This is a genomic window from Pseudoalteromonas luteoviolacea, from assembly GCF_018100925.1.
In the GTDB taxonomy this organism is placed as follows: domain Bacteria; phylum Pseudomonadota; class Gammaproteobacteria; order Enterobacterales; family Alteromonadaceae; genus Pseudoalteromonas; species Pseudoalteromonas obscura.
In genome coordinates, this window is sequence record NZ_JAGJEH010000002.1 from 417,360 (window position 1) to 430,306 (window position 12,947).

Annotated in this window: 11 protein-coding genes; 3 read left to right on the top strand and 8 right to left on the bottom strand. The window is 42.5% G+C overall.

Annotation, left to right across the window (positions count from 1 at the left end; translation table 11 throughout):
• Positions 1 to 72: 72 nt before the first annotated feature.
• Positions 73 to 279, bottom strand: coding sequence for a DUF1289 domain-containing protein (locus tag J8M00_RS04725; RefSeq protein ID WP_211009187.1), 207 nt, complete (start codon positions 277 to 279; stop codon positions 73 to 75).
• 282 nt (positions 280 to 561) lie between these two features.
• Here J8M00_RS04725 and J8M00_RS04730 point away from each other — a divergent pair, with 282 nt between their 5' ends.
• Together J8M00_RS04730 and J8M00_RS04735 are read left to right on the top strand one after the other, a co-directional pair.
• Positions 562 to 1,992: an MATE family efflux transporter gene (locus tag J8M00_RS04730; protein ID WP_211009188.1), complete on the top strand. Its 1,431-nt coding sequence runs from the start codon at positions 562 to 564 to the stop codon at positions 1,990 to 1,992.
• A 73-nt stretch (positions 1,993 to 2,065) separates the two neighbouring features.
• Complete coding sequence (locus tag J8M00_RS04735) at positions 2,066 to 3,409, top strand: serine hydrolase domain-containing protein (protein ID WP_211009189.1); 1,344 nt, start codon at positions 2,066 to 2,068, stop codon at positions 3,407 to 3,409.
• A gap of 48 nt (positions 3,410 to 3,457) precedes the next feature.
• Here the strand turns inward: J8M00_RS04735 and J8M00_RS04740 are convergent, their stop codons facing one another.
• Positions 3,458 to 4,396 carry an endonuclease/exonuclease/phosphatase family protein gene (locus J8M00_RS04740; RefSeq protein WP_211009190.1) on the bottom strand — a complete coding sequence of 313 codons (939 nt, stop codon included), beginning with the start codon at positions 4,394 to 4,396 and terminating at the stop codon, positions 3,458 to 3,460.
• 178 nt (positions 4,397 to 4,574) lie between these two features.
• Positions 4,575 to 6,290, bottom strand: coding sequence for a D-lactate dehydrogenase (gene dld / locus J8M00_RS04745; RefSeq protein ID WP_211009191.1), 1,716 nt, complete (start codon positions 6,288 to 6,290; stop codon positions 4,575 to 4,577).
• A 217-nt stretch (positions 6,291 to 6,507) separates the two neighbouring features.
• Here dld and J8M00_RS04750 point away from each other — a divergent pair, with 217 nt between their 5' ends.
• Positions 6,508 to 6,912 (top strand): hypothetical protein, encoded by a 405-nt coding sequence (locus J8M00_RS04750; RefSeq protein WP_211009192.1) that lies wholly within the window; start codon positions 6,508 to 6,510, stop codon positions 6,910 to 6,912.
• A 121-nt stretch (positions 6,913 to 7,033) separates the two neighbouring features.
• On the opposite strand, the gene J8M00_RS04755 is transcribed toward J8M00_RS04750, so the two are convergent.
• From J8M00_RS04755 to J8M00_RS04775, 5 genes are all read right to left on the bottom strand, one after another.
• Positions 7,034 to 7,678: an NAD(P)H-binding protein gene (locus J8M00_RS04755; protein WP_211009193.1), complete on the bottom strand. Its 645-nt coding sequence runs from the start codon at positions 7,676 to 7,678 to the stop codon at positions 7,034 to 7,036.
• Positions 7,679 to 7,752: 74 nt separating this feature from the next.
• Positions 7,753 to 8,223, bottom strand: coding sequence for a GNAT family N-acetyltransferase (locus J8M00_RS04760; protein ID WP_211009194.1), 471 nt, complete (start codon positions 8,221 to 8,223; stop codon positions 7,753 to 7,755).
• Positions 8,224 to 9,167: 944 nt separating this feature from the next.
• On the bottom strand, positions 9,168 to 10,070 hold the full coding sequence (locus tag J8M00_RS04765) for an ABC transporter ATP-binding protein (RefSeq protein WP_211009195.1): 903 nt from the start codon (positions 10,068 to 10,070) through the stop codon (positions 9,168 to 9,170).
• Complete coding sequence (locus tag J8M00_RS04770; RefSeq protein ID WP_211009196.1) at positions 10,067 to 10,876, bottom strand: ABC transporter permease subunit; 810 nt, start codon at positions 10,874 to 10,876, stop codon at positions 10,067 to 10,069. The genes J8M00_RS04765 and J8M00_RS04770 overlap by 4 nt, the downstream gene beginning before the upstream one ends.
• Before the next feature lie 133 nt (positions 10,877 to 11,009).
• Positions 11,010 to 12,821 (bottom strand): M2 family metallopeptidase, encoded by a 1,812-nt coding sequence (locus J8M00_RS04775; protein WP_211009197.1) that lies wholly within the window; start codon positions 12,819 to 12,821, stop codon positions 11,010 to 11,012.
• Between the last annotated feature and the right edge of the window lie 126 nt (positions 12,822 to 12,947).

Here is a 12,947-nt window from a genome sequence, read left to right on the forward strand (position 1 = left end):
GGGTGAAGGTGTGGTGATTTAATGTACAAAATATATTGCGTAAATAACTCAACAATATGAATGAGAGTAGGGTTATTTATGAACTTGCTCTTTGGCTTGTTTTCTTACGGCACATCGCTCTAGTATCGCAGCTTTTTCCTGTGCACTTTTGCTACCCCAGCCGACAATTTCATCTATGCTTCGAAGGCAGCCAATACAAATATCATCGGCATCCAAACAGCAATTTCTCACGCAAGGGGATTGCGTAGCACTTTGCTGTGGAGGTAACTTTTGGGCCATGATGTATCGACTTTGGTGGTTGTTTTCAGCGACTATTATGACGGTTTTTCAAATAACAAAAAAGTCGTGCATTTGGCTGGTTTTTAGTTAATGAAATGGAGGTTAATCTCAATTCTGTGGGGGTTCATCGAGTTTCATGATTTGCTGGGAACTCTGCAGATTTTTGTTGGTCTTGATAGTTAGATGAATCAACTATTTGTGGTGTAATTTTGTTCAATTAAAGCAAATAGTGTCTGTCTAAATAAAAACTAAAACCAAATAGCAAGGAGTTGATCACACGCTATGACATGCAATAGATCACAAGATTTGAGTTATTCACCTGTTCAAGCTTGTCGCAAGCAACGTGCAAGGGCTGTAAAAAAGCGCTGGATTTTAACCGGTTCTACCAGTGCGGTGTTGAGACAACTGACGGTACCTATGTTGTGGGCTATTTTGGCTTTGTTTAGCGCGGATTTAATTGAACTTTACTTTGCATCTCGGTTAGGAGTCGAAGAGCTCACTGCAATGAGTTTTACGTTGCCAGTGCAGGCAACCTTGTTTGCGTTTGCCATAGGGCTTGGGATTGTTGTTGCGACACGTTTAACTCAGGCGAGAGAAGTGGAGGAGCTTGCCGCTGTCAGCTTGATATTTACCATTTTGGTTGGTGCTACGGTAGCATTGGGTATTTGGTTTAACTTATTACCTATTTTGAACTTGCTTGGTTTTGCTGACTTCTCTGAACGTGAAAAAGTTTGGGAACCTCTCAATACTTATATGCAGTACCGTCTTAGTGCTGTTATCTTCTTTTTCTTAATCATGGTGATTTTTGGGGTATTGCGCGCCTTTGGGAATATGCGATCGGCAGCGCTACTGCTGGTGGTGTTTGCTGGTATGCAGGTGCTCACCAGTGCGGTATTGTTTTCACCATGGGTCGGTTCTGAGCTTTCGAACAGTGGTTTAGAGAAGTTGGGAATTGCACATTTAGTTGCTGCAGTAACGGGCTGTATTTGGGCGCTTTATTTACTAGTAGTGAAAGAAAACATATCCATCAAAATTAATTTGCTCTCTACACAAAGTCGGCAAGGTTTTCGCTGTTTATTTCGTCTTTTGATCCCAATAGTGTCTATGCAGCTGCTTACACCGCTGGCGCAGTCCATATTGATGGCAATTGTTGCGACACAAGGCAGTGATGCCGTAGCTGCCTATGGAGTTGTAATGCGCCTAGAGCCACTAGCTTTGTTATTGCCTATGGTACTTACTACGTCATTACCTATCTTTGTCGGGCAAAATTGGGAGGCAAATAAAGCGCTAAGGGTTAGGCGTGGAATTAAGCTGTCGGTTTTAGCATGTATTGTTTGGCAATTGGCTGTCTCCTTGGTGCTGTTCTTTGGTGCAGATCTACTGGGGGTTGGCTTTTGTCAGAAAACTTTTGTCAGCAAATCTATTGAGTTAGCGTTAACCGTATTGCCACTGTCCTATATTGCTTTAGCTGCAACCATGTTGTATGTCAGCTGTTGCAATGCCACTGGACGCAGCATGATTGCATTAAATGTGAGTATCTTACGGCTATTTGGTTTGTCGATCCCATTCGCATATTTTGGCGCTTATGTTGCTGGTTTTAGTGGTATTGTGTGGGGTCTCGCTCTAGCAAACGTCATACTTGGGTTGGGCTTGCTCGCGTATTGTGTTTTACAGCGTGAACGTTTGATGTTATCAAAACAGGCTGCTATTTAGTTAGGCTGTATAAATTTTGTATTTATTGTTTAGTTATTCGTCATAGCTGCGAAGAATAACAAAAGGAATAAATATGAAACATATCGCTTTAAAATTGGGGAGCTTAGTGTCAATTGTGGTATTGAGTGGCTGTAACTCAGACCCGGATGTATTGTTGGGCTATAGCGCCAATCAACTGTGTTCAAGGCACTTTATATCACAAGAGCCCATAGACTTTATTAAACAGCGTGTTATTCCTGAGGCACTAGGCGCACTGCCAAGTACACCTGTGTTGACTGTTGATGAAGTTGCAAAACAGGTTTCAGTAGCGGCTCAGGTTGACGGCGCAACCCTGACGCGGACTTCAGTGTTTCGAGATGGCCTCGGTTGTACATTACTCCATGAATTGACCCCTTCCCAATTGCATGCGCAAACTCAAGGTGTGATGCTCTCTCAACAATTGCCAAGCACCCCGATTGCAAAAGCACTGGATCCGACGTTATCGCTAGATTCATTTTTTGCCACAAATCATAAGGACTATACATGGAGCGACAATACATTTGCAGTTGCAGTAATGTATAAGGGACAGCTTGTCACAGAGCAATATGACCAGTTTCATGCAGGTGATACCAGAATGCTTAGTTGGTCAATGGCAAAAACCCTAACAGGGCTATTAACCGGCGTGTTGGTGGATAAAGGTAAGCTCAGCTTAGAGCAGTCACTGGCGTTTGGTCATCATGAAATGACGGTGAAGAACTTACTCAATATGAGCTCTGGCGTAAAATGGGCGGAATTGCCAGATATTCATGGATATGAAGATTTAGCGCCGATGTGGTATCACACGGGAGACTCGGTCAATTACGTAACTCGTCTGCCAAATGAGTACAAACCGGGCAGCAAGTTTGAGTATGCGACTGGCACAACTCAGCTACTGAGCAAGGCATTAATGGATGCGTCTGGCGGTGACTTATCATCTATCAATAAGCTGTATCAACAAGACTTTTTTGCGCCGCTTGGGATCAACAATGCAATTGCTGAATTTGATGAAGCAGGTAACCTCAGAGGTGGTGCGAGAATGTTCTTGACTGTGCATGACTGGCTTAAAATAGGCCAGCTGTTTGTAAATAACGGCCGCTGGAATGGAGAACAAATTGTTTCAGAGACTTGGATTAAAGAGGTAATGATGAGTAGGGGAGTTGATAAACACTATGGTGGGCAGCTGTGGTTGAATGATATGAGTTTTTGGCTACCCAAGTTGCCAAAAGACACGGTGTCGCTGCGTGGGCATAGAGGTCAGTACCTTGTAATTATCCCTTCTAAACAGCTGGTTGTTGCGCGTTTTGGTGCTTATGGCGCAGCAGTCAATCAACACATTGGGCTAGCAAACAAACGCTTGTTTAAATCTGTGCTCGATATTTTAGAACAACTAGAAAAGTAGTGGAAAAGAGTAGGGGCAAAATTTACGTCTGCCCCTGTAATATTTGTTTTAGTTCAGATCAATGCTAAGGGCGCAGTGATCGCTGAGCATTTTCTTTGGCTCCATATTGTCAAAATAATGGAATTGAACGCTGCCTTTCACGTAGACGGGTTTCAAAGTATTTGACACCAATACGTGGTCAATAGGCGCAGGGTAGTATGGGTGACAACCTGTTAGCATTTGATTTGCATTAAAAAAAGTCGCCTTAGACAAATTGTTTGGTGCTTTATTTGCAAGTCCATCTGGGTAATACAGGTCGCGGCTGACGCGGTTATATGGTGCGGTCAGTCTGTGATTAAAGTCACCTAAAACGATAAAGTTGGCTTGCTCTGCGCTTTTCGATTCAACCCAGTAATCTAACAGAGGCACTTGCTTTGCCAGTAGTTGGCACGATTTTTTGTCAGAGCGGCGGTAATCGTCCACAAAACAACCACTTTTTAGGTGTACATTAAGTAAGTCTAACGTTTTACCTGCATAGCCAATTTGAACTTCCAAGCCGCTTCTCAACCCAACTTGTATATCTGAAAACTGATTATGATGAATAACTTTTTCAACGTTTAAAGGCTTTTTAACAGCGAATGCAACTTTTTGTTGTGTTGATGTCAAACCATTGCCGCGGCAGGTGTAGCTTGGGCTGTCTTTACGATCAGATATGATCAGTTGCCATTGAGATTTGTCGAAAATGTTTTCAAGGGCTTTGATTGAGCCAACCTCTTGAAATGCAATAACGTCTGCTTCAAGAGAGCTTGCGTATTTCTTTAGCGCAGAAATTTCATTTTGTGTTCTCGGTTTACACCCTTTGGTGTTATCTGCCGCTAAATGTTCGATATTCCAAGTTACGACTCGCAATCCTGTATCCGATTGAGTATCACTTGGATTGGTTGCGTTACAGGCACTTGTTAGTAAGGTACATAAGGCCAGTGCACTGAGTTTTACAGGGTGGTTCATAATTCTAAGTACTTGAATATTTTTAATAGCGATATAGTGTATCAAAAATATTTCAAATAGATTATATAAAATTTTTAATTCATCGCGAATAATGTGACGTTTAACTCAGATGAGTTAGATGTTGTTTTGGGGCTGCAATATCAGAGGCTTAACTATCATAATATTGCAGCCACGGAGGTTATTTGTCTGTGTGTTCGTGCCAGTGTTTACACTTGCTTGTTTTACCGATGCCCGGATTGAATGAGTTGGTAGGATCAAGCTTTTTGTAGAAGGATTTCAGTGCATCTTTCGCAAAATATTCATGCCCGACATTGTGCTCAGCAGGGTATTCGGCGCCACGCTTATCAAATGTCTCTAAGATTTTATTTTTAACTGCCTTGGCATCTACGCCCGGTTTCATAATGTAGTTTTGGTGCATGACGTGGCAGAACAAATGCCCATAGTATAGTTTAACGGCGATCTGCTCATCTATTTCTGGAGGCAGTTGTTCGAACCAATCGGTTTCATTGCGCGGAAAGGCTACATCAATGGTCATGATGGCACCCATTTCTTTGCTGTTCATAGTCTGCATTCGGCCTATCGCACCGCCTGCTACAAAGCGATGTAGTATGGCCTTTTCACCTTCGTCTTCAGTACACTCAAAGTAGTTGCCATCATTCGTTTTAAAGAATTCATCAAAGTATGCTTTTGCTTCTGCAACACCTGCATTGCTCATCTCTACAATCCAGTGGTGTTCATAGCGGTCACGATACTCTTCCATACGTTTTGGCAAGTGGTTAGGCCATAAACAGCTTAGATATTGCATAATTCGATCAGAAAACTTGCTGGGTAAAAACTTAAAGTTGTCAGCAATACGATCAACAGTACGTTTGATGCCAAACATCTTTGGAATATATTTAGACCCTAGCTTATCTATTACTAAGAACGTATCTTTACCGTATTTCTTAGAGGCGTCATAACAATCCCTATGCAGATATTCACCAGAGACTGGCAAGTTTTCAAATTTAGATAGGATGTCGCGACGGATCTGAGCTAACACGGATGGGTCATTAGTACCGACATAAAAGACTTGGTGTTTTTCAGGTACCGGATAGGTGTCTAATCGAACAGCAAAAACAGCAAGTTTGCCAGCACAACCAGATGATTCGTATAAGCGGCGTCCATCATTGTTAAAGCGCGAAGGTGTCTCTGCATCGACATCTCTAACACGTTCATGGTATTCATCATCAGATGCTCTAAGTTCTGGGAACTGAACATCAGCATCTGTGTAGTTTTGCGCTTGCAAATTAGTCAATATCTCTTCGGGTGTATCGCCCAAGTTAATGCCTAAATTATTGACTAGTGACAAGTTACCCTGTTCGTCAATTTGCGCAAAAAGTGACAACTCAGTATAGGCTGGGCCACGCTGTACCAAAGCCCCCCCTGAGTTATTACAAATTCCGCCGACAATTGATGCCCCAATACATGATGAGCCAATTACAGAATGCGGCTCTCGACCGTGAGGTGCAAGCGTGTCCTCTAGGCCAAACAAGGTGCTGCCAGCTAGTCCGACAATTTGCTTGGCATTATCTATTAGCTGAATACTGTCAATACGCATAGTGCTAATGATGATGATGGGGCGATCATAATCTTTGCCATCAGGTGTTGAACCACCAGTCAGGCCCGTATTGGCTGCTTGCATGATCACAATCACATCAGCTGCAACACATGCTTTTAACGCTTGCCAAATTTCCAAAAGAGTTGCTGGTCTGATAACAGCAAGGGCTTCACCTGAACCAAAACGAAATCCTTTGGTATATGGTTGCTTTTTGGTGTCATCAGTCAGTACAAAGCTGTTACCGACAATAGACTTTAATTCTTGAATTAGTGAAGTATTTGGCGCGTTTTTGGTCATGCTGTTCTCGGAAATTGTATTTGCTTTCACATTTTTGACGAGGGATTGGGAACTAGTATACAGCAAGGTTAAGATGGAGTGAAACCAATGATTTGCATGTTACACAAGTACCTTTTCAAGGGAAAGTTGGCGGAAATGAAGAAATTTAACGGCATGTTGTGGCCTAGCTTCTACAATAAAACTAAGTTCAGGAAGCGTGCAAGGGAGCAGAATATCTATGCCAAGTTGGGTTCAATTAAACGCATTATCAATTGTTACAACTTACGTTTTATTAAGTATGTTGCTAGCAGGATGTGAAGGAAAGCAAAATCAACAACCAGTCCAGGAGGAGTCAAGTCAAACCCCTAAATCTGATTCTCATGGTAAAGAAGTTCACAATGTAACTCAAGATGAAAATCAATACGTCTTGGGAGCGTGTGTTGAGCTGGGATATCCACTTTTGCAAACGGGCGAAAGGGAATCAAGCGCAGAAACGTTAGCATGCGAGCGAAATTTAACCCATAAGTTTGATGCTGGTACTAAGGCATCAGACACCAAACTAAAATGGCGGGTACGTGTAAAAGGCCAAATCATCCAGTGTCAGTGTGCAGGTTATGCAACTCAGATCGGCAAAGGAAATTGATTGAATTAATGTTAGTCACACAAAACCATACGGCCTTGCGATCACAGCAAGACCGTTGCTCTTTGCGTAAAATGCTTCATTGACACTAAATTGGTATTGTTGTCATAGCCTCGCAATGTCCCTAGCTCTTAAATATCTCATCAAGCCTATATGTTTCATAGGGAGGTGGCCCTGACATCGCGACAGAGACCATTTTTGTGGCGACTTGGACACCTGAAATAGGCCGATACTTGTGTAACCCAGGTAGTTTGCAAATTAAGGGCAGCAAGTGATTACCTATGGTTTCAGCTATTCGAGTATCTGGTCTGTGACCAATGAGCAAGGAAGGTTGAAAAATACTGAGGTGCTTAAACCCGAGTTGTTTTATGTTTTGCTCCAGCTCGCCTTTCATTTTTAGGTAAGGGCTGACGCTATTTGCATTCGCGCCACTCGATGAAACCAGTAAATAGTGCTCAACCTGATTGTATGCAGCGAGACTTGCTGCCTGATATTGGTAGTCGAAATCAACACGCCTTTGCTCGGCTATTGAACCCGCCTGTTTGCGTGTTGTGCCCAGACATGAAAACAGCATATGTCCTTGGAAAATGTGCTGATAGTGATTTAGCTTTTCAAAGTTGACAACTTCATTGACGATTTTTTCTGAGTCATACTGAATGGGTCGTCGCGTAACTGCAACAACTTTTTCAATGACTGGCTGCTGCGCCAAAATTTGGGTAACACTTTGGCCTATAAGGCCTGTGGCGCCAAGTACTATTGCTGTTTTCATACTGGTGATTACTTATTTTGTATTGTTGCCTGTGTATTAGATACAGCGTATTTACCAATGGCAAGTCAATTTACTCATTGTTGACCGTCGTCTAATACGAGCTGCATAAAAACTGAGCTAGGTTCTGCGTTATACTGGCCAAATGCACCACAATGCCTAAAACCAAAAGACTCGTAGAGCTTGATGGCTGCGGTTTGTTGATCCCCGGTTTCTAATTTTATTTCGCGGACCTTTTTACGCTTAGTTTGCATAATCAGGTGTTCAAGTATGGCTTTCGCCATTCCTCTTCCACGTTGTGATGGCTTGACATAGATACGTTTTAACTCGGCATATACGCCAATATCCTCTTTTAAGACAAAACTGCCACACGCGACTAGTTCACCGTTATCATAGTGGCCTATGATATAGGTTTGTGGGCTGTCTATCTCACTTATTGGCACTAAATCATTGGCTTCAGCAGGGTACAAACTATTCATTAAGAGATCTATTTCTTCGAATAGCTCTGCAAGACCCGCACTTTGGCTGTGTAACTGAACAAACTGCATCGACATCTCCTTGATATAAAAAGCCAATATATCAGTTTCATTATAGGGATGGTCAAGGTTTAGTTTAATAATAACTGGCTGATACATTGAGCTTTTTATTGTTGAGCTCGGTATATCTCGATGTGACATATTGCGTTAACTTGGAATCCCAGCGGCTGATTCACCTATGCGTGTTGCATATATTATCTGATTTAAAGACCTATTGTTATCAGGGCCAAAAACTACGCTCTTCAAATAAATAACTAAGCCATTTTATTAACTCCCAAATCGTTCAGCTCTGAATCAGTAACAAGTACCGGGTAATTTTTTCTATCCATTCGAAGATAAGATTAATTGAATATTGTATGCAATTTTTCTTTGCTGTTTAATTTAATAGCGTTAACCTAAATAAAACAAACTAAAAACAGGGTGTAAAACATGAAATTAAAACTAAACAAAAAGAAAGTCATAAATTTATCCCGCGACGCAAACGCCTTTCCCAATGAAATGACACCACAGGTTGCTGCTGGAGCTGGAAACTGGTTTACACAATTTGCATGTGACGCTCCTACACTGTCATGTAGAAAGTGTGTAGGCTCGCGGGGGTGCACTGAGGGTCAACCATAACTACACAGAAGCAATAATATCTGTCATATGAATTGCTGCAAATAACGGAGGTCTGCCTTTATTAATGTCTGGCTTGGCCTCTGTTCGCAACTTTATAAGACAACAGTAGGTAGTTTGACTACATAAACCATAAAAAACATATTATAAAAGCATGCTTTTAATAGGGGAGCAATTTTCCAGTTTATGAGAATCTTATGTCTAACTTCTCATAAAAGGGTTTGCATAAAAGTGCACATTGCCACTTTAGTTTAACGTAACAGACCAAACGTAAAGTTTCCATACTATCCCAAACAGGTTAAAAGAAACACATCACGTGAGGTCTGTAATTGGGCCTTGCCTTAATCAACAAACAACTGATTCTCTAAAGTACGGCCGTTGACAAGCTGTTTGTATGTCCACTTATGCTCGTGAATTAAAGCCAGTAAAGATAAGTCAAATGGTTGTGGCTGTTTTGTATATTCAATGACGAGTTCATCTGATTGAGTTTGTTTGATGTGACGCACACCCGCTAGGTTGGAGATTTTATCCTGCATATCTGCATCCAAGTTGAGCATTTGCAGGGTCACAAAGCTACCTTGCTCAGTTTTATGTAAATCGCTTTGGTGGCTGGAGAGTTGTCCTTGCTCCAAATAAAGCACTGTATCACAAAGGCGTTCCAGCTCACTGAGATCATGGGAGCTTAAAATGAACGTGATGTCACCTTGTAAGGATGCGATAAGGCTGCGAATGGCTTTTGCATTTTTCGGATCTAAACCTGCGGTTGCTTCATCTAGAAGCACTATTTCTGGACTCCCAAGCAATGCTTGTGCGATACATACGCGTTTACGCATGCCATGAGACAACTCGCTTGTTTTTGAGTTTGCAACATGTGCCAAATCTACCAATGTTAACACGCGCTTTGTATCTTCAAGCGCCGCTTTGCCCGACATGCCCTGTAGTTTGGCAAAAAAGGTGAGCTGCTGTAACACTGAAAACTTAGGGTCCAACTGTGCATCCTGTGGTAATGCTGAAATTTTATCGAATAAGCTAGCATCTCCGGGCTGATGACCAAGGATATCTATCGTTCCGCTACTTGGTTTTAAGTACCCACACACAATACTAAATAGTGTTGTTTTTCCCGCTCCATTGGGACCAACGAGGGCGACTGTGCTGCCTTTTTCTATTTTGAATTCAACATTGTCTAAAGCCCGTTTTGTACCAAAAGTCTTGCTCAGTGACTTTACTTCAATAACTGTGCTCATAGATCTCTCCCTTTCAGTAAAACATGTGCTGCACCCAAGAGTATCGCTGTTTGACACGCCGGGAGCGCATAAGAGAATAACGGTGTGTTTTGCCAGCCAGTCAGCTCTGCAATTTGATGTCCCGGGATAATGTAGTTTAACCAACTTAATATCGGATATTGAGCGCCGACATAACCGATCACAGAAGCGATTAAAGTAAAAAACAAAATAGCGAATACAATGCTCATTCGTGCCGAGTTATTAATTAAATTCAAGAGGCTCATAAGCGCAATAAATGGCAGACAAGTAAGCAGTAACTTGCTCCAAATAGCGATCGACTTGGCAAATGCAGAAGTAAGTAAGCTGGCATCACGATAGAGTAGCATGATGAGCGTTGCTACTGTAACCAGTGCAATCAAGGCGGCTAAAATCATCACTTGGCCAATAAAGCGACCCAGTAGTATTTCCAACCGAGTACTTCGCATTGTCAAAAATCTGAGCGTGCCCCGGTTTCTATCCCCAACGGTCTGATCTGCGGTGACGAACACGGCAAACATTGGAAAAGTGAACAGGCCAATAATCCAAAACATTGCGAGTTCAGCTTCAGGCCAAGAAACGAGCGCAGACAACCCTATGGTGCCAGCTATTTGGCCAACAATATCAGAAAACTCATAGCTGTTAATGAAAGGGACCGCATTATAAATTGGGTAACGTAATACCATGAGCCATACGAGAGAGAATGCGGCGATAGCCAACCAGCCTCGTTTTGTGGCAAATAGGCGGGTAAGTTCAAATTGGCCAAATAGCCAAGTGCGTTGTAGATTCATATAGTCTCCTCATTTAGATCAATACATTAGCTTGAATTTACCAGAGGAGAAAGGAAAAAGTGTTGCAGAATATAGCAACAGAAACAAAAAGCGCAGCAAAATGCTGCGCTTTTGTCATGACAGTAAAAAGTTGTTACCAACCACACTGACGATTTTTGTTTTGCTCATCTAGATATGCTTGAAGTGGCGCGAAGTAATCTAAGATGGCTGTTGCATCCATTTGCTTGTTACCAGTAACGGTTTCAAGTGCTTCTTGCCATGGGCGGCTGCTACCCATTTCCAACATAGTATTTAAACGCTCACCAGCTTCTTTCGAGTTGTATACTGAGCAACGGTGAATCGCTTCTTTGCTGCCAGCGATTTCACACAGCGACTTGTGGAACTCAAATTGCAGGATGTGTGCTAGGAAGTAACGCGTATATGGTACATTACCAGGAACGTGATATTTAGCACCTGGGTCAAAATCATTTTCGGTACGCGCTACAGGCGCTTGTACACCTTGGTACTTTTCACGTAGGTCCCACCACGCTTGGTTGTACTGTTCAGGGCTAATTTCACCGGAATAAACTTTCCAACGCCACTGGTCAACGAGCAAACCAAATGGGATAAATGCAATTTTATCCATTGCCATTTTCATAAGTAGACCAATGTCTTTAGACTCATCAGGTACTTGCTCTAGTAAACCAATTTCTTTCAAATAACCAGGCGTTACTGAAAGTGCAATCGTGTCGCCGATAGCTTCGTGGAAGCCGTCATTCGCACTCTCTTGGTAGTACAGTGGCAGTTTGTTGTAAGCGCGTTGATAGAAGTTGTGGCCTAACTCGTGGTGAATGACTGAGAACTCTTCACCTGTTTGCTGGATACACATTTTGATTCGTAAATCGTCTTTGTTGTCCAAGTTCCATGCTGAAGCATGACACTGCACATCGCGATCTTTTGGCTTTAAGAACAATGAACGAGTCCAGAATGTCTCTGGTAATGGTTCAAAACCCATTGATGTAAAGAACTTTTCTGCGCCTTTAGTCATCTTAAGCGCATCGTAATCATGTTGCTTTAACAGCTCTGTTAGGTCGTAGCCAGGATCTGCATTTTGAGGTGCAACTAGGTCGTATACGTTACCCCAAGTTTGTGCCCACATGTTGCCAAGCAAGTGAGCTGGAATAGGCTGGTCTTGAGGAACTTTATCTTCACCGTATTTTTCGCCCAATTTAGCGCGAACGTGGCAGTGTAGAGAGTTGTATAGTGGCTTAACTTGGCCCCAAATACGATCTAACTCTTTGGCAAAGTCATCCGCTGGCATGTCGTATTTGCTTCGCCACATTGCGCCTGTGTCTGCATAGCCAAGTTCATTAGCGCCTTCATTGGCCAATGACACAAGGTCGCTATACAGCGGTCTCATTGGTTTTGAAACTTCGCGCCAACCTTGCCAGATATCGAGGAGCTCTTCGTAGTTGCGGCTGGTTGCCATTTTAGCAGTCATGTCGCCAAGGCTCATACATTTACCGTCTTTGCAGTACTTGCCTTTACCATATAAACCATCAAGCTCAGCAGAGAGTTGTGCTAATTCAGCCGTTTTTTGCGGATCTTTTGGTGCTGGAAGCGTTAAGTTCAGTTTTAACTTATCAAGCTTACGGCGGTTATCATAATTTAGTTCAAGGTCGTCAAATTTAGCCGCTTCGTTGGCAAGCGCTACAAGTGCAGCAGTATACTCTCGGCTTACTTCAGCCGACAGTGCCGCGGTGTCTTCAGTAATAAAGTTGGCATAAATCCATGCAGCACGACTGCTTCTTACAGATAGGTCCTGTAATTGCTTTTCTGCTTCAGCAAGAAATACTTCTGCGTCTTTCTCTGTTAGTTTTTCACTTGTTGTTGAGTTACAGCCACTCAGTGAGAGTGCCCCAGCGACAAAAATAGCGCTTAGGCTGAGTTTAAATTTTGCTGACATATGTTTTCACTTTTTGTTATAGAGAGCGCTGATGATAACAGCCTCTTTACCGGTGCTCAATTAGCTCGTCTCAAAGTTCATACAAAATAGTGAATGGGCGCGTAATCAACGGGCTTATCAAAATTC

What these genes read in the sequence shown, in the direction of transcription:
- J8M00_RS04775 (WP_211009197.1), bottom strand. Translation starts at nt 12,821, where the DNA reads ATGTCAGCAAAATTTAAACTCAGCCTAAGCGCTATTTTTGTCGCTGGG.
- J8M00_RS04735 (WP_211009189.1), top strand. Translation starts at nt 2,066, where the DNA reads ATGAAACATATCGCTTTAAAATTGGGGAGCTTAGTGTCAATTGTGGTA.
- J8M00_RS04730 (WP_211009188.1), top strand. Translation starts at nt 562, where the DNA reads ATGACATGCAATAGATCACAAGATTTGAGTTATTCACCTGTTCAAGCT.
- J8M00_RS04760 (WP_211009194.1), bottom strand. Translation starts at nt 8,223, where the DNA reads ATGCAGTTTGTTCAGTTACACAGCCAAAGTGCGGGTCTTGCAGAGCTA.
- J8M00_RS04750 (WP_211009192.1), top strand. Translation starts at nt 6,508, where the DNA reads ATGCCAAGTTGGGTTCAATTAAACGCATTATCAATTGTTACAACTTAC.
- J8M00_RS04740 (WP_211009190.1), bottom strand. Translation starts at nt 4,396, where the DNA reads ATGAACCACCCTGTAAAACTCAGTGCACTGGCCTTATGTACCTTACTA.
- J8M00_RS04725 (WP_211009187.1), bottom strand. Translation starts at nt 279, where the DNA reads ATGGCCCAAAAGTTACCTCCACAGCAAAGTGCTACGCAATCCCCTTGC.
- dld (WP_211009191.1), bottom strand. Translation starts at nt 6,290, where the DNA reads ATGACCAAAAACGCGCCAAATACTTCACTAATTCAAGAATTAAAGTCT.
- J8M00_RS04765 (WP_211009195.1), bottom strand. Translation starts at nt 10,070, where the DNA reads ATGAGCACAGTTATTGAAGTAAAGTCACTGAGCAAGACTTTTGGTACA.
- J8M00_RS04755 (WP_211009193.1), bottom strand. Translation starts at nt 7,678, where the DNA reads ATGAAAACAGCAATAGTACTTGGCGCCACAGGCCTTATAGGCCAAAGT.
- J8M00_RS04770 (WP_211009196.1), bottom strand. Translation starts at nt 10,876, where the DNA reads ATGAATCTACAACGCACTTGGCTATTTGGCCAATTTGAACTTACCCGC.